At 68.5% G+C, this 16311-nt stretch carries 18 protein-coding genes; 15 read left to right on the top strand and 3 right to left on the bottom strand.

What is annotated here, in order from left to right:
- Positions 1–4: 4 nt before the first annotated feature.
- The 3 genes from GKO32_RS15190 to GKO32_RS15180 all read right to left on the bottom strand — a co-directional run bounded on the left by GKO32_RS15190 (position 5) and on the right by GKO32_RS15180 (position 2718).
- Positions 5–532 (bottom strand): CoA-binding protein, encoded by a 528-nt coding sequence (locus GKO32_RS15190; protein WP_154757514.1) that lies wholly within the window; start codon positions 530–532, stop codon positions 5–7.
- Positions 529–1818 (bottom strand): O-acetylhomoserine aminocarboxypropyltransferase/cysteine synthase family protein, encoded by a 1290-nt coding sequence (locus tag GKO32_RS15185; RefSeq protein ID WP_312867950.1) that lies wholly within the window; start codon positions 1816–1818, stop codon positions 529–531. The genes GKO32_RS15190 and GKO32_RS15185 overlap by 4 nt, the downstream gene beginning before the upstream one ends.
- 66 nt (positions 1819–1884) lie before the next feature.
- On the bottom strand, positions 1885–2718 hold the full coding sequence (locus GKO32_RS15180; protein ID WP_154757512.1) for a putative RNA methyltransferase: 834 nt from the start codon (positions 2716–2718) through the stop codon (positions 1885–1887).
- Between the two features lie 229 nt (positions 2719–2947).
- Here GKO32_RS15180 and GKO32_RS15175 point away from each other — a divergent pair, with 229 nt between their 5' ends.
- The 15 genes from GKO32_RS15175 to GKO32_RS15105 all read left to right on the top strand — a co-directional run bounded on the left by GKO32_RS15175 (position 2948) and on the right by GKO32_RS15105 (position 16289).
- On the top strand, positions 2948–4342 hold the full coding sequence (locus GKO32_RS15175; RefSeq protein ID WP_312867949.1) for an ammonium transporter: 1395 nt from the start codon (positions 2948–2950) through the stop codon (positions 4340–4342).
- Positions 4339–4677 carry a P-II family nitrogen regulator gene (locus tag GKO32_RS15170; protein ID WP_091513500.1) on the top strand — a complete coding sequence of 113 codons (339 nt, stop codon included), beginning with the start codon at positions 4339–4341 and terminating at the stop codon, positions 4675–4677. Before GKO32_RS15175 ends, GKO32_RS15170 begins: the two co-directional genes overlap by 4 nt.
- 6 nt (positions 4678–4683) lie before the next feature.
- Positions 4684–6999, top strand: a complete 2316-nt coding sequence (locus tag GKO32_RS15165; RefSeq protein WP_154757511.1) for a [protein-PII] uridylyltransferase — start codon at positions 4684–4686, stop codon at positions 6997–6999.
- Between the two features lie 375 nt (positions 7000–7374).
- Positions 7375–8901 carry a signal recognition particle protein gene (ffh, locus tag GKO32_RS15160; protein ID WP_312867948.1) on the top strand — a complete coding sequence of 509 codons (1527 nt, stop codon included), beginning with the start codon at positions 7375–7377 and terminating at the stop codon, positions 8899–8901.
- The gene (locus tag GKO32_RS15155) at positions 8901–9965 is read left to right on the top strand and encodes an amidohydrolase family protein (RefSeq protein WP_154757510.1); all 1065 of its coding nucleotides are present in this window, start codon (positions 8901–8903) and stop codon (positions 9963–9965) included. The genes ffh and GKO32_RS15155 overlap by 1 nt, the downstream gene beginning before the upstream one ends.
- 217 nt (positions 9966–10182) lie before the next feature.
- Positions 10183–10959: a CPBP family intramembrane glutamic endopeptidase gene (locus tag GKO32_RS15150; RefSeq protein WP_312867947.1), complete on the top strand. Its 777-nt coding sequence runs from the start codon at positions 10183–10185 to the stop codon at positions 10957–10959.
- Between the two features lie 165 nt (positions 10960–11124).
- Positions 11125–11559: a 30S ribosomal protein S16 gene (gene rpsP / locus GKO32_RS15145; protein WP_312867946.1), complete on the top strand. Its 435-nt coding sequence runs from the start codon at positions 11125–11127 to the stop codon at positions 11557–11559.
- The gene (locus tag GKO32_RS15140) at positions 11556–11795 is read left to right on the top strand and encodes an RNA-binding protein (protein ID WP_020671256.1); all 240 of its coding nucleotides are present in this window, start codon (positions 11556–11558) and stop codon (positions 11793–11795) included. The genes rpsP and GKO32_RS15140 overlap by 4 nt, the downstream gene beginning before the upstream one ends.
- Before the next feature lie 8 nt (positions 11796–11803).
- Complete coding sequence (gene rimM, locus GKO32_RS15135) at positions 11804–12340, top strand: ribosome maturation factor RimM (RefSeq protein ID WP_312867945.1); 537 nt, start codon at positions 11804–11806, stop codon at positions 12338–12340.
- A gap of 91 nt (positions 12341–12431) precedes the next feature.
- Positions 12432–13187: a tRNA (guanosine(37)-N1)-methyltransferase TrmD gene (gene trmD, locus GKO32_RS15130; RefSeq protein ID WP_154757508.1), complete on the top strand. Its 756-nt coding sequence runs from the start codon at positions 12432–12434 to the stop codon at positions 13185–13187.
- A gap of 143 nt (positions 13188–13330) precedes the next feature.
- Positions 13331–13690: a 50S ribosomal protein L19 gene (gene rplS / locus GKO32_RS15125; RefSeq protein ID WP_154757507.1), complete on the top strand. Its 360-nt coding sequence runs from the start codon at positions 13331–13333 to the stop codon at positions 13688–13690.
- A gap of 24 nt (positions 13691–13714) precedes the next feature.
- Positions 13715–14638 carry a signal peptidase I gene (gene lepB, locus GKO32_RS15120; protein WP_312867944.1) on the top strand — a complete coding sequence of 308 codons (924 nt, stop codon included), beginning with the start codon at positions 13715–13717 and terminating at the stop codon, positions 14636–14638.
- Between the two features lie 78 nt (positions 14639–14716).
- Complete coding sequence (locus tag GKO32_RS15115) at positions 14717–15469, top strand: ribonuclease HII (RefSeq protein ID WP_154757575.1); 753 nt, start codon at positions 14717–14719, stop codon at positions 15467–15469.
- Entirely contained in the window at positions 15466–15789 is a 324-nt protein-coding gene (locus GKO32_RS15110; RefSeq protein ID WP_027946358.1) for a DUF2469 domain-containing protein, read from the top strand. The genes GKO32_RS15115 and GKO32_RS15110 overlap by 4 nt, the downstream gene beginning before the upstream one ends.
- Before the next feature lie 122 nt (positions 15790–15911).
- Entirely contained in the window at positions 15912–16289 is a 378-nt protein-coding gene (locus GKO32_RS15105) for a YraN family protein (protein ID WP_154757506.1), read from the top strand.
- The last annotated feature ends 22 nt before the right edge of the window (positions 16290–16311 follow it).

Below are 16311 nucleotides of genomic sequence, written 5' to 3'. Positions count from 1 at the left end.
TTTCTCACGGCGCCGACTGCCGGCGTGAACTCACTACCCCAGTATTGAAACCCGCGAGATGTAAGCCGCCCGCGAAGCGCGCGTGCTCGATCTTCACGCACCGGTTCATCACCGTGTCGAGCCCCGCTTCGGCCGCCCGCTGCGCGACCGGTTCGTGCCACAACCCCAGCTGCAGCCACAGCGTGCGCGCCCCGGCCTTGATGACCTCCTCGGCCACGTCCGGCAGGTCGGCGTGCTTGCGGAACACGCTCACCAGATCCACCTCCGGCACGTCGGCGAGCGACGCGTACACCGGCTGCCCGAGCAGGGTCTTCAGCCGCGGGTTGACGAAGTGCACCCGGTACCGGCTCGACGACAACAGGTATGTCGCCACGAAAAAGCTCGGCCTGGCCGGGTTGTCGGACGCCCCGATGATCGTCACCGACCTGGTGCGCGCCAGGATCGCCTGCCGTTCCCGCGCGGTCGGCGGGGTCCAGGTGAGCGGCGACTCGGTGCGCACCGCACCGGCCGGTACGGAAGTATCGAGAATCATTCCTTCACCGCCGCCGCGAGTGCCTGATCGATGTCCCAGCAGATGTCCTCGACGTCCTCCAGCCCGACCGACAGCCGGATCAGGTCGGGCCCGACCCCACCGGCCGCCAGCTGCTCGTCGTTCAGCTGCTGGTGCGTCGTCGAAGCCGGATGGATGACCAGGGAGCGCGCGTCCCCGACGTTCGCCAGGTGCGACAGCAGCTCGACCGACTCGACGAACTTCTCACCCGCGGCCCGTCCGCCCTTGACACCGAAGGAGAACACCGCGCCCGGCCCCTGCGGCAGGTACTTCTTCGCGCGCTCGTGATGCTCATGATCGGGCAACCCCGCGTAGCCGACCCACGCCACCCGCTCGTCTGCCGCCAGGAACTCCGCGACCGTCTTCGCGTTGCGCACGTGCGCCTCCATCCGCTGCGGCAACGTCTCCACGCCCTGCAACAGCAGGAACGCCGAATGCGGCGACAGCACCGCGCCGATGTCGCGCAGCTGCTCGGCCCGCAGCCGGGTGCAGAACGCGTACTCGCCGAAGTTCTCCCAGTACTTCAACCCGCCGTAGGACGGCACGACCTCGGTCATCCGCGGGAACTTCCCGTTGCCCCAGTTGAACGTGCCGGCTTCGACGACGATGCCGCCGAGCGTCGTCCCGTGCCCGCCAAGGAACTTCGTCGCCGAGTGCAGCACGATGTCCGCGCCGTGCTCGATCGGGCGGCACAGATACGGCGTCGCGAGCGTCGCGTCCACCACCAGCGGGATGTCGTGTGAGTGCGCCAGCTCGGCGAGACCGGCGATATCCGCGATGCCACCGCTGGGATTGCCGATCACCTCGGTGAAGATGAGCCGCGTCTTCTCTGTGATCGCCGCCGCGTAGGCGTCGAGATCGTCCCCGGCGACGAACGTGGTCTCCACGCCGAACCGGCGCAGCGTGCCGGCCAGCTGGGTCACGGTGCCGCCGTAGAGACCGCTCGCGGACACGATGTGCTCGCCCGCCTCGGCGAGCGCGGAGAACGTCAGGAACTCCGCGGCCTGCCCGCTGCTCGTGGCCACCCCGCCGATCCCGCCTTCGAGGCTGGCAAGGCGCTCCTCGAACGCGGCCACGGTCGGGTTGCCGATCCGGCTGTAGATGTTGCCGTATTTCTGCAGGGCGAACAGGTTCGCCGCGTCGGCGGCGTCCTCGAACACGAAACTCGTGGTCTGGTAAATCGGTACCGCCCTCGCCCCGGTCGCCGGGTCGGGCGTACCGCCGGCGTGCAGGGCACGGGTGCGGAAACCCCAGCTGCGCTCAGTCACGTGAGGGACGTTACCCAGGATGACGCAGGCAGGCCAAGATTCTCATGCCCTGGAAGGGCGGGGCCATCACGGTGTCCGCCGGTATTCCGACAGCAGGAAGGACGCGGTGACCTCCAGCGGTTCGCGGACGTCGCCGAGCCGGGTGAGCCGCTCCGGGTGGTGCGCGTTGGGTCCCATCAGGACCGCGCGCCGGACATCCGCCGGGGACAGCGTCATGCGTTGCGTGTGCTCTTCCCGGGAAACCAGCTCGAATCCCCCGGCGAGTGCGGTGCCGAGCCGTTCATCCTTGCGCCCGTCCACGTCGAGCAGATCCACCACGGCGGCCAGCTCGCGAAGATGAGCGGGCCGTGGTGACACCACGAGCAGCCTCCCGCCGGGCCGCAGCACGCGGTGGAACTCGTTGGCGTTACGTGGCGCGAACACGTTGAGCAGCAACGAAACCGACCCGCTCGCCACCGGCCACGGTGACCACAGGTTCCACACGGCGGCGCCGAGCCGGTCGTGGGCGCGGGCTGCGCGCCGCAGCGCGAGCGCGGAAACGTCGAGCGCCAGCCCGGTCGCGCCGCTCGCTTCGTCCAGTACGCGCGCGAGGTAATAGCCGGTGCCGGCGCCCGCGTCCACCACCAGCCCCGAGGGGAGCAACGCCGCCGCGCGGTCGGCGAGCCGTTCGGCCAGCCCGGCGTAATGGCCGGCGCCCAGGAACTCCGCCCTCGCCGCGACCATCTCCGCGGTATCCGCCGTGCCCGCCGGGACCTTCGCGTGCAAGAGGTTCACATAGCCCTGCTTCGCCAGGTCGAACGTGTGCCGCCGGGGGCAGCGCAGCATGCGCTCCAGCGACTCGACCCGTTCACCGCAGATCGAGCACCGCAGCGCATCGACGACGGCGGAAGGCAGGGCCATACCGTCATCACACCAGAGCCGTTACTCCACCGGAGCAGCGGCGCCGCTCCGGCTCACCGTCCGTATCTGACGGCGACGTTTCGTGAAAGGACCCGGCAGGCGGGTGCACCGGAAACGTGCTCGTAACAAGGCCGGAACGACAGTTCACCTCCACGAAACGTGACATGCCGTCCGGTGAAACACCCGAAATCGAAACTCCCCGGCAATATCTCGAACCGGGAGGAACATTGTGCTGAACGCAGGAGACACCGCATGGGTGTTGGCCAGCGCCGCGCTGGTCATGCTCATGACACCAGGGCTGGCGTTCTTCTATGGCGGCATGGTTCGCGTGAAGAGCGTCCTCAACATGCTCATGATGAACTTCATCTGCTTGGCGATCGTGTCTGTGCTGTGGGTGCTCTACGGCTTTGGTGAGTCGTTCAGCAACGACGCTTTCAGCGGGCTGATCGGTAACTTCCAGCACGCCGGTTTCGCCGACACGTGGGGCAAGCTCGCCGGTTTCGCCACGGCGGCGACCGACACCACGCCGGCCGTGCCGTGGCCGGGCTCCGACGGACTGCCGGTGCTCGCGTTCGCGATGTTCCAGCTGATGTTCGCGATCATCACGCCCGCGCTGATCTCCGGTGCCATCGCCGACCGGGCGAAGTTCTGGGGCTGGGCGCTGTTCGTGGTCGTCTGGGTGACCATCGTGTACTTCCCGGTCGCGCACTGGGTGTTCTCGTTCGACGGCTTCATCGGGCCGGACGCGCTCGGCGGCTGGATCGCCAACAAGCTCAAGGCACTCGACTTCGCCGGTGGTACCGCGGTCCACATCAACGCCGGCGCCGCGGGTCTTGCGCTCGCGATCGTGCTCGGCAAGCGCAAGGGCTGGCCGAAGGACACCGGGCGCCCGCACAACGTGCCGTTCGTCCTGCTGGGCGCCGCGTTGCTGTGGTTCGGCTGGTACGGCTTCAACGCCGGTTCCGCGTTGTCGGCCGGTGATCTCGCCGGGGTCGCCTTCACCAACACCACCGTCGCCACCGCCGCCGCCGCCCTCGGCTGGCTGCTGGTCGAGCAGCTCAAGTTCGGCAAGCCCACCACGCTGGGCGCCGCCTCCGGCGCGGTCGCTGGTCTGGTCGCGATCACCCCGGCCTGTGGTTTCGTCACGCCACTGGGTTCCATCGCGATCGGGATCATCGCCGGTGCGGTGTGCGCGCTGGCCGTGTCGCTCAAGTACAAGCTGGGCTTCGACGACTCGCTCGACGTCGTCGGCGTGCACCTGGTCGGCGGTCTCGTCGGCACCCTGTTGATCGGTTTCTTCGCCACCACCAAGGTGAACTCGCTCGGCGCGAACGGCCTGTTCTACGGCGGTGGCCTCGGCCAGCTGGGCAAGCAGGCCGCGGCCGCGTTCGCCGTGATGGGCTACTCCTTCATCCTGACGCTGATCATCGGTTTCGTCATCAAGGCGGCCGGTGGTTTCCGGGTCAAGGAGGAGGACGAGGTCAGCGGTATCGACGAAGCGCAGCACGCGGAAAGCGCGTATGACTTCGGTCAGTCCGTCCTCGGTGGGCACGGCGGCACCGGTCCCGGTCCGCTCGCGACGGCGCCGAAGGACCGCGCGGCACTGGAAGGAAGCAAGGCATGAAGCTGATCACGGCGATCGTCAAGCCGTTCACCCTCGACGACATCCGCGCGGCACTCGAGCAGCTCGGCGCGCTCGGCATGACCGTCAGCGAAGTCCAGGGCTACGGCAGGCAGAAGGGCCACACCGAGGTCTACCGCGGTGCTGAGTACGCGGTCGATTTCGTGGCCAAGCTCCGGGTCGAGGTCGTCACCGACGACGCGAACGTGGAGAAGGTCATCGAGGCGATCGTCAACGCCGCGCACACCGGCAAGATCGGTGACGGCAAGGTGTGGGTCACGCCGGTGGAGACCGTCGTCCGGGTTCGCACCGGCGAGCGCGGCACGGACGCACTGTAGGCGCGGATGGTTCTCGGGGGGGAACTCGCCAAGGCGGCGAACCGGTTGCTGGAAGGCCGTCACGGCCGGCTGGGCGCCGCCGCACTACGGGCCGCGCTGGTGGACCTGTACGAGTTCTGGCTCAGCAAGGCCGCGGCGGCGGCCGGCGTCGACATCGCTGATCCCGGTGTCGCGCTGGTCGCCGTCGGCGGCCTCGGACGGCGCGAACTGCTGCCGTTCTCCGATCTCGACCTCGTTCTGGTGCACCACCAGAACCCCGGGGTCGCCGAAATCGCCGACGCGTTGTGGTACCCGTTGTGGGACGCGCGCATCGGTCTCGACCATTCCGTCCGCACTCCCGCGGAGGCCCTGCAGGTCGCCTCGGAAGATCTGCGGACCGCCATGGGTTTGCTCGACGCCCGGCATATCGCCGGTGACGCCGAGCTGTCCGGGCGGCTGGCCACCGCGGCGCGCGATCAGTGGCGCCGCACAGCGCGCAAACGCTTGCCCGAGCTGGCGTCGGCGACCCACAAACGTTGGCAGCGCAGCGGGGAGATCGCCCAGTCCGCCGAGCCGGATCTCAAGTACGGCAAGGGCGGACTGCGGGATCTCGGCGTGCTGGACGCGCTCGCGGTGGCCCAGCTGACCGATCGTCCGAGCGAGGAACTGCGCGAAGCCAAGGAGTTGCTGCTGGACGTCCGCACGGAACTGCGGCGTGAGTTGCGGCGGGACCGGGACGTGCTGAGCGCGCCCGACGCGGAGCTGGTGGCCGCGGAACTGGGCTTCGGCGACCGGTTCACGCTCGCGCGCAAGCTTGCCGGCGCCGGGCGCACGGTCAGCTACGCGGTCGAAGTCGCGCTCCGGTCCACTGTGGACCAGCCGAAGGGCCGGTTCGGGCGGCGGCCGAGCCGGACCCCGCTCGACGAAGGCGTTGTGCTGCACGGAAACGAGGTCTCCCTCGCGCGGGACGCGGTCCCGGCGAAGGACCCCGCGTTGCTGCTGCGGGTGGCTGCCGCGTCCGCGCGCACCGGTGTCCCGATCGCCCACGGCACGCTGAAAACGCTCGCCGACTCCGCGCCGGAGCTGCGAACCCCGTGGCCCGCCGACGCGCGCGATGCGCTGACCGAGTTGCTGGGTGCGGGCGAAGGGCTGATCGACGCGGTCGAGGCGCTCGACCGGACAGGGCTGTGGGCACGGCTTTTCCCCGAGTGGGGCGCGGTGCGTGACCTGCCGCCGCGCTCACCGGTACATGCCTGGACCGTCGACCGGCATCTGGTCCAGACCTGTGTGGAGGCCTCGAAGCTGACCACCACCGTGTCACGACCGGACCTGCTGTTGCTCGCCGCGTTGCTGCACGACATCGGCAAGGGGCGCGAGGCCGACCATTCGGAACTGGGTGCGGCGATCTCCGCGCAGGTGGCCCGACGCATCGGTTTGTCCGACGCCGACGCCACCACGGTTTCCGGGGTGGTGCGCCATCACCTGCTGCTGCCGCACACCGCGACCCGCCGCGACATCGAAGAGCCGACGACCGTGCACCGCGTCGCGAAGACGGTCGACAACGACGTCGTGCTCCTCGAACTGCTGCACGCGCTGACCGAGGCCGACTCGCTCGCCACCGGACCCGGGATGTGGAACGACTGGAAGGCCGGCCTCGTCGAGAACCTCGTGACGCGCTGCCGGCAACTCATGCAGGGCAAGGGTTTCAGCCCACCGGAGCCGCTCGATGCCCCGCAGCGTGAGCTCGTGGTGACCGCTGTGCGCACCGGCCGCGCGGAGGTGTCGATCAGCCACGACGGCAACATGGCGACGGTCGTGCTCGCGGTGCCGGCGCGCACGGAACTGCTCGCTCCGGCCGCCGGTGTGCTGGCCCTGCACTCGCTCGAGGTGCACACCGCGACGCTGCGCGGTCATGGCAACGGGCGGGCGGGTATTTTCGTCGCCTCGCCCAAGTTCGGCTCACTGCCCGACACGGCGCTGCTGCGGGAACAGTTCTCGCGCGCGGTCGCCGGCGGGCTGGCGCTGGAGCAGAAGCTCGCCGCGAAGGAACGGGACTACTCCTCGCCGGTGCGCGTCGTGGCCAGGCCCAAGGTGTTGTGGTTCGACGACGAAACCTCCGGGCCGAACAACGTCGTGCTGGAACTTCGCGCGGCCGACCGGATCGGCCTGCTGTACCGGGTCGCGGGTGCCCTGCAATCGTGTGACGCCGAGGTTCGCTGGGCGAAGGTCACCACCCTGGGCGGTGCCGTCGTGGACTCCTTCGCCGTCGCGCCCCGCGGCGTGCGGCTGGATCAGTCGTGGCGGCACCGGGTCGAGCAAGCCGTACTGGCCGCCGCATCCTGACGTCTTGAAAAAATCTCGGAAATTCCGCGTCATGGCTTCCGCCGTGACGTGTCCCACCGCTGCGACCGGCAGTGCCGCGCACCTGAGTAGTTCTACCTACCGCTACTTGGGTGTTGTCACGCTGCCGGGTGACTCCCGTACCGGGCAGGCTTGCGGACATCGCGACGAGATGTCCACGGCCGGCTCTCGCCCGGTACTGGGGGTCCGGGCGAGCGCGGCGGGGCGTGCGGTGTCTGGCGTGACCATGCGGGTGGCTCGACGAGGGGGCGAGCCACCCGCATGAGCGCCCCACCCGGCCAGCACCCGCGGGTCGGGCTCAGCGGGCGGCTACCCTGGTCTGCGGAGCAACCACGACCAGCTGGAGCGTGTACACCCGTGTTCGACACCCTCTCCGACCGGCTCACCGCCGCGCTGCAGACACTGCGCGGCAAGGGGAAGCTGACCGACGCCGACATCGACGCGACGGCGCGCGAGATCCGGATCGCGCTGCTGGAAGCTGACGTGGCGCTGCCCGTCGTGCGGGAGTTCATCGCACAGATCAAGCAGCGCGCGAAGGGTGCCGAGGTTTCCGGCGCCCTCAACCCGGCGCAGCAGGTCATCAAGATTGTCAACGAGGAGCTCGTCGCGATCCTCGGTGGCGAGACCAGGCGGCTCAACCTGGCCAAGAACCCGCCGACGGTGCTCATGCTCGCCGGTCTGCAGGGTTCCGGTAAGACGACGCTCGCGGGCAAGCTCGCGATGTGGTTGAAGAAGCAGGGCCACGCGCCGCTGCTCGTCGCGTGTGACCTCCAGCGCCCCAATGCCGTCACCCAGCTCCAGGTGGTCGGCGAGCGGGCCGGCGTCCCGACGTTCGCGCCCGAGCCCGGTAACGGTGTCGGTGACCCGGTGGACGTCGCGCGCCGCGGGATCGAAGAGGCCAAGCACGCCCAGCATGACGTCGTCATCGTCGACACCGCGGGCCGCCTCGGTGTCGACGAAGAGCTGATGAAGCAGGCCGCCGACATCCGTGACGCGGTGCGGCCGGACGAGACGTTGTTCGTCGTCGACGCGATGATCGGTCAGGACGCGGTGACCACCGCGGAGGCCTTCCGTGACGGTGTCGGCTTCTCCGGTGTGGTGCTCACCAAGCTCGACGGCGACGCCCGCGGTGGTGCCGCGCTGTCGGTCCGCCACGTCACCGGCCAGCCGATCCTGTTCGCGTCCAACGGCGAGAAGCTCGAGGACTTCGACACCTTCCACCCGGACCGGATGGCGAGCCGGATCCTCGGCATGGGTGACCTGCTCACCCTTATCGAGCAGGCCGAGCAGGCGTTCGATCAGGAGCAGGCGGAGAAGGCCGCGGCCAAGCTCGGCACCGGGCAGCTGACGCTGGAGGACTTCCTCGAGCAGATGCTGGCGGTCCGCAAGATGGGCCCGATCGGCAACCTGCTGGGCATGCTGCCGGGTGCCGGGCAGATGAAAGATCAGCTGGCCCAGGTCGACGACAAGCAGCTCGACCGGTTGCAGGCCATCATCCGCGGCATGACCCCCGCCGAGCGGGAGAACCCGAAGATGATCAACGGGTCGCGCCGGCAGCGCATCGCGCTGGGTTCCGGCGTGACCGTGCGTGAGGTCAACGACCTGGTGAACCGGTTCTTCGAGGCTCGCAAGATGATGCAGCAGATGGCGGGCCGCTTCGGCTTCGGCGGTGGCAGCGCCACCAAGAGCCGCAAGGGCAAGAAGGGGAAGAAGGGCAAGGGCCGCGGCCCGACGCAGCCGAAGGTGCGCGGCGGGTTCCCCGGCGGGATGCCGATGCTCCCGCCCAGTGGTGGCGGCATGCCGGACCTTTCCCAGCTGGGCGGCGGGATGAACGACGTGCCCGGTTTCGACCCGTCGAAGTTCAAGCTGCCGAAGAACAAGTGATGCACCTGCGGGGTGCCGTGCTGCCGGATGGCGGGCAGCGCGATCTGTGGGTGGTCGACGGCCGGCTCACCTTCGAACCGGTGGACGGCGCGGAAACCCTTGTCACCGAAGGCTTTCTGGTGCCCGGCCTGGTCGACGCGCACTGCCATCCCGGCATCGGTGCGGCCGGTCCGTCCACAGTGGACGAGGCGATCGCGCACGCCGTGGTGGACCGTGACGCGGGCACTCTGCTGATCCGCGACTGCGGCCAGCCCATCGACACCCGCCCGTTGCAGCAGCGTCCGGACCTGCCGCGGATGATCCGGTGCGGCCGGCATCTCGCCCTGCCGAAGCGCTACATCCCGGGTTTGGGCCTCGATCTGGACTCGCCGGATCAGCTGCCTGAGGCGGTCGCCGAGCAGGCCGCGGACGGCGACGGCTGGGTCAAGCTGGTCGGCGACTGGATCGACAGGGCCAAAGGGGACCTGGCTCCACTGTGGCCGGACGATGTGCTCGCCGAGGCGGTCAAGATCGCGCACGCAGCCGGTGTCCGCGTGACGGCCCACGTGTTCGGTGAGGACGCGCTGCCCGGCCTGATCAACGCGGGAATCGACTGCCTCGAACACGGGACCGGCCTGTCCCCGGATCTGCTCACCGAAATGGCCCACCGCGGCACGGCGCTCGTGCCGACATTGATCAACATCGAGAATTTCCCTGGTATCGCTGAGAAAGCGGGAAAGTACCCGGCGTACGCGGCGCACATGCGCGCACTGCACGCCGGGGTGACGGACATGATCGCGTCGGCGCTATCGGCCGGCGTCGCGATCTACGCCGGCAGCGACGCGGGCGGGATGGTGGCGCACGGCCGCCTTGTCGACGAGATCGAGGCGCTGTGGCGCGCGGGCATGTCCCGCACGGAGGCGCTGGCTGCCGCGTCGTGGTCGGCCCGCGAATGGCTGGGCCATCCGTCGCTGACCGAGGGCGCGCCGGCGGATTTGCTCGTCTACGACACCGATCCCCGTGAGGATCTGGCGGTTTTGCGCACCCCGCGGCACGTCGTGCTCAACGGGGTTGTCATTCGCTGATCACCACGGCCCGAATTCGCCCGATCGCACGCCGCCACCTAGCCTGGACAGCGTGAAGGGGGGCACGCGGGCGTTTGGTCGCGCCGCGCTCGATTCAATTTTCCCTGCGCGTGCGGTGGAAAACGCGCCCCTCGCCTTGCTGTCGTTCACGTGAACGGCGACCGGCATGGCGACTAGGCTCGGAAAGTGGTTCGGTCGGATGGGATGGAGGCAGCGGGTGACCACGACGCAGCCCGGCGAGCCACTGGACTCGATCGAACTGCCGGACCCGCCCGCCACGCCGGTACACAGATGGGGCTTCGGGGCTTTCCTTGTCGTCGAAGCAGTCCTGCTGGCTTCGGCCGCGTTCGTCAGCGTGCTGGCGGGGCCGGTGCCGGCCGGTGCGCAGATCCCCGTCCGCGACGTGCTGATCGGCACGATCACCCCGACCGTGCTGGCCGCACTCGTGGCCGTGCTCATCACCGCGTGGCGCGGCAATGGTCCACGCATCGACCTGCGTCTCGAATGGCACTGGGCCGACATCCGGCTCGGCCTCAAACTCGGCGTGCTCGGTCTCGTCCTCACCACGGTCAGTGCGTTCATCTGGACCCAGGCCGTCGGCGAGCACAATGCGACGTCGGCGATCGGCGCGCTGGTCGAGGACCAGCCGATGTCGCTGACCGCGGCCGTCATCATGTTCGTCTACCTGTGGCTGCTCGGCCCGATCTGCGAGGAGATCATCTACCGCGGCCTGCTGTGGGGTGCGGTGGAACGGCTCCCGTGGGGGAGTGAACGGTGGACGAGGCTCGCCGCCTTCCTGCTGTCCACGGCGGTGTTCGCGGTCAGCCACCTCGAACCGCTGCGGACCACGCTGCTGCTGGTGATCGCCGTCCCGATCGGCCTCGCGCGGCTGTTCACCGGGCGACTGCCCGCCGCGATCGTGGCGCATCAGATGAACAACTTCCTGCCGGCGCTCACGCTGCTGCTCACGACGCTGGGCGTGCTGACCCTCTAGCGCACGGGCCGACGGCGTCTGGCACAATTGTTGCTTGCCCGCTGCGGCCGGTCCCTCTCACCGCGCCGTGGCAGCCCAAAGCTTCGGGTACTCGTGTCCGTCTCCCCACTCGGATCGTGACCCGGCACCAGCGAGCACCGAGAAAACCAAGGAGTACCCACACCCGTGGCCGTCAAGATCAAGCTGCAGCGCCTGGGCAAGATTCGTGCGCCGTACTACCGGATCATCGTCGCCGACGCGCGCACCCGCCGCGATGGCAAGGCCATCGAGACGATCGGCAAGTACCACCCGAAGGAAGAGCCGAGCTTCATCGAGGTCGACTCCGCACGTGCCCAGTACTGGCTGGGTGTCGGCGCCCAGCCGACCGAGCCGGTGCAGCGCATCCTCGAGATCACCGGTGACTGGCAGAAGTACAAGGGCCTGCCCGGTGCCGAGGGCACCCTCAAGGTGCGCGAGCCGAAGCCGTCGAAGCAGGACCTGTTCAATGCCGCGCTGGCCGCCGCCGGTGAGGAGCCTGCGACCGAGGCCACCACGCCGAAGAAGAAGGCCCCGAAGAAGGCCGAGGCCGAGTCCGACGAGGCGGGTAAGGCGCAGGCGTGAGCTTCCTCGCCGATTCCCTCGAACACCTGGTGCGCGGGATCGTCGACAACCCGGACGATGTCCGGGTCGAGCTGATCACGACCCGGCGCGGCCGCACGCTCGAGGTGCACGTCCACCCCGACGACCTGGGCAAGGTCATCGGCCGGGGTGGACGCACCGCGACCGCGCTGCGCACGGTGATGGGCGGTATCGGTGGCCGCGGCGTCCGGGTGGACGTCGTCGACACCGACCGCTGACCCGCATCGTGGAGGTAGTGGTCGGGCGGATCGCGAAGGCGCACGGAATCCGCGGCGAGCTCGCGGTGGACGTGCGCACGGATTCACCCGAAGCGCGATTCGCCGAAGGTTCCGTGCTCACCGCACGTCACCGTGACGGCCGCACTCGTTCCCTCACCATCGCGGCCGCCCGCGCACACAGCGGGCGGCTGCTGGTGAGTTTCGAGCAGGTCCAGTCCCGTGAGGACGCCGAAGCGGTGCGCGGGATGCTGCTGCTGGCCGACACTGCGGACCTGCCGCCGACCGACGATCCCGACGAGTTCTACGACCATGAGCTCGAAGGGCTGCGCGCCGAACTGGCTGACGGCACCGTCGTCGGCACGGTGCAGGAGATCGTGCACTCGCCCGGCGGCGAGCTGCTCACACTGGATCGTGAGGGCCGGACGGTGCTGGTGCCGTTCGTGCGGGCCATCGTGCCCGTCGTCGACGTGGCGGCCGGGCGGGTCGTGCTCGACCCGCCCGAAGGCCTGCTCGACGAAACCGAGTACCAATCTGACCAAAAGTAGGCCAACCGCGGTCAACCGGAAGCCGACCTACGCCAGGCGGATCGCGGTGACTGTGGTCGGATTGGTATCAATCGACACAGTGGGGACCGCCATGCGGATCGACGTCATCACGATCTTCCCCGAATACCTGGACCCGCTACGAGCCGCACTGCTGGGTCGCGCCATCGAGCGCGGTCTCATCGACATCGGTGTGCACGACCTGCGGGACTGGACGCACGACGTCCACCGTGCCGTGGACGACGCGCCCTACGGCGGCGGGCCCGGCATGGTGATGAAACCCCAGGTGTGGGGTGACGCGCTGGACGCGGTGTGCGGCGAGGCGACTCGTCTGGTCGTGCCCACCCCCGCCGGTCGCTCGTTCACCCAGGAGACCGCGCGGGCGTACGCGCGAGAGGAACACCTGGTGTTCGCCTGCGGCCGGTATGAAGGCATCGACCAGCGCGTCATCGACGACGCGGCCCGCCGCATGCCGGTCGATGAGGTGTCCATAGGTGACTATGTCCTGGTCGGCGGCGAGGCCGCGGTTCTGGTCATGGTCGAAGCGACGGTGCGGCTGCTGCCCGGTGTGCTGGGCAATCCCGTGTCCGCCGAACAGGACTCGTTCTCCGACGGCCTGCTCGAAGGGCCGAGTTACACGCGACCCGAGGTGTGGCGCGAGCTCGCGGTGCCCGAGGTGCTCCGCGGCGGTAACCACGCGCTCATCGAGCGCTGGCGGCGGGACCAGGCGCTGGAACGCACCTTGCGCCGGCGGCCCGAGCTTCTGGACAGGCTGCCGGAAGGTAGTCTTGATCAGCGCGATCTCGCCGTGCTCGACCGCGTCCGAGGCGAGCAGCGGCAGGCCGGGTGAGCCCGCCACGATCGCGTCTGCCATACTTGACACTTGGTGCGCCGCTGTATGTGCGCGCTCTATGAGCCCCCGGGTCGATCGCTGCGCCAGCTGGTCCGTGCCCGGAAGTACGTAGTCAGACGAAGGACGAGGACGGAATCCCGATGAACACCCTGGACAGCTTGGACGCTCAGTCGCTGCGTTCCGACATTCCGAACTTCCGCCCGGGTGACACGCTGAAGGTGCACGTTCGCGTTATCGAAGGAAACCGCGAGCGCAACCAGGTGTTCCAGGGCGTCGTCATCCGCCGTCAGGGCGGTGGCGTTCGCGAGACATTCACCGTGCGCAAGATTTCCTTCGGCGTCGGCGTCGAGCGCACTTTCCCGGTGCACTCGCCCAATATCGCCCAGATCGAGGTCTTCAAGCGCGGTGATGTGCGCCGCGCCAAGCTGTACTACCTGCGCGAGCTGCGCGGCAAGGCGGCGAAGATCAAGGAGCGGCGCGAAGCCCCCACGGCTTCCTGACCCGCGCCCTAGTAGCCTGGCGACGTGGTTGAGCCTGTGCCCTCGAGCGCTGCCGAGGACGAACCGGAACGCGCTGAAAACGGCGAAAACGACGCAAATGGAAAGCGTCGGCGTCGTAAGCCGAAGAAACAGCGCTCGTTCTGGGTGGAACTGCCGATCTTGATTGTGGTCGCGCTGGTTCTGGCATTTGTTTTCCAGCAATTCTTCGCCAGGGTCTATACGATTCCGTCGGCGTCGATGGAGAGCACACTGCACGGCTGTACGGGCTGCTACGGCGACAAGGTCCTGGTCGACAAGATCACCTACGATTTCGCGGACCCCGGTCCCGGCGATGTCGTGGTGTTCAAGGGACCGGAGCCCTGGCTCGAGAACGAAGCTCCGGCCCAGCGGTCCGGCAACCCGATCGTCCGGTTTTTCCAGAACGTCGGTTCGGTGTTCGGGCTCGCGCCGCCGGACGAGCGGGATTTCGTCAAGCGAATCGTCGCCGTCGGCGGCCAGACCGTGCAGTGCTGCGACGCGCAGAACAGGGTCGTGGTCGACGGCAAGGCACTGAACGAGCCGTACATCCACTGGGCCGACCCGAGTGACCCGCGGCAGGACCCGTTCGACCCGGTGACGGTGCCCCAAGGCGACGTCTGGGTCATGGGGGACAACCGCAACGACTCGTGCGATTCGCGCTGCCAAGGTGGCGGCGGGCTGCGCGGGGTCGTCCCGGTCGACAACATCATCGGCAAGGCCCGCGTCATTGTGCTGCCGCCCGGCCGGTGGGGCGGCGTGAGCGATACCAACCCGCAGCAGAACGCCCAGCCGGTCGCGCTCGGCATGAGCGCGCCGGACTGGCAGCAGGGCGTGCCGCTCGGGATCGGCGCCGCCGCGGCGTGGCCTGCGGTGTTTGTCAGCCGCAAGCTGGGTTCCGGTGCGCGCAAGGCGGTCAAGCGAAAGCGGTAGGCAGTGGGTAGCTCTTCGGCGCTCGCGGCCCCGATCAGGCCACCCCGGGCGGTTGTCCGTGGGGAGCTTTTCTGGGGCATGTTGTCCGTGCTCGACCGTCGCGGTCTCGGGCCCGTCGCCGGGGTGGACGAGGCGGGTCGTGGCGCCTGCGCGGGCCCGCTCGTGGTCGCAGCCTGTGTGCTCAAACCCGGTGACGCCGCACGCCTGACCGAGTTGACCGACTCGAAGCTGCTGACCGCGCGTGCCCGGGATCGTGTCTACGACCGGGTGATAGCACGGGCCCTCGACTACTCCATTGTGGTGATTCCGGCGGCCGAGGTCGATCTGCTCGGAATTCACGTCATGAACATCGAGGGCATGCGGCGTGCGGTCGCGGGCCTGCGGACCCGGCCTGGTTATGTGCTCACCGACGGTTTCAAGGTGCCGGGGCTGCCGGCACCGAGCCTGGCCGTGGTGAAGGGGGACCGGTCGGTCGCGTGCGTGGCGGCCGCATCGGTGCTGGCGAAGGTGACCAGGGACCGCATCATGTTCGACCTGCATGGGGAGCATCCGATGTATGGGTTCGACGTGCACAAGGGGTACACCACGACCGAGCACGGCGCGGCACTCACGGAGTACGGGCCCAGTGCGGTACATCGGTGGTCGTACACGAATGTCGCGACGGCCGCGGCCGCGCATGGGCGGCGGGCGCCGCACAAGGTGATGCTGACCGTGGCGGCATTGGGGCAGCTCGAGGCGTCAGTGCGTGCTCTGGACGAGGTCGTGAGTCAGAATGAAGGTTCCGCCGCCGGAAGTCGGTTGAGCTCGCGAGGAGGGGCGCGGATTCCATGAGCGCAGAGGATCTCGAGAAGTACGAGACCGAGATGGAGTTGTCGCTGTACCGGGAGTACCGGGACATCGTCAGCCAGTTCTCGTACGTGGTGGAGACCGAGCGCCGGTTCTACCTGGCCAACGCCGTGGACGTGCAGGTCCGCGACGGTGGTGGCGAGGTGTACTTCGAGGTGCGGATGTCGGATGCGTGGGTGTGGGACATGTACCGCCCGGCGCGTTTCGTGAAGAACGTCCGGGTCATCACCTTCAAGGACGTCAACGTCGAAGAGCTGGAGAAACCCGACCTGCGGTTACCCGAGGACGGCCCGTTCTCGGGCTGATCCGCCCTGGTTGTCCACAAGGGTCGGGTTATCCACAGGTGACCTGATTCCTTCTGGCGCTCCCCGTGCCGAACCTGGCACCGTCATCTCAGACGGTAAGGATTCGAGCACTGGGGGTAAGCATGACGGAAACTGTGGCGGAACCGGCCGCCCACCTACACCTGGGCCGGCGAGGTGAAGAGCTGGCCGCCCGGCACCTGGAATCACTCGGTCTGGTGGTACTGGACCGAAACTGGCGCTGCCGCGAGGGCGAGCTGGACATCGTGGCCACCGACTATCAGACCGTGGTCGTGTGTGAAGTCAAAACCCGCACGGGCCGCAACTTCGGTGACCCAGCCGAAGCCGTGACGGGCGAAAAGAGCGCCCGCATCCGCCGAATAACAGGCCAATGGCTACGCGAACGAGGCGTCCGCTGGTGCCCTCTGCGCTTCGACGTGATCTCGATACTGGCCACCCCTGATGAGGCGCCCCAGCTGAAGCACATCGCGGGAGCATTCTGATGCTGCCCTGTCTCTTATTCAC

Source organism: Amycolatopsis pithecellobii (assembly GCF_009707865.1).
Classification (GTDB): domain Bacteria; phylum Actinomycetota; class Actinomycetes; order Mycobacteriales; family Pseudonocardiaceae; genus Amycolatopsis_E; species Amycolatopsis_E pithecellobii.
This window is presented reverse-complemented; position numbering and strand designations above follow the sequence as displayed.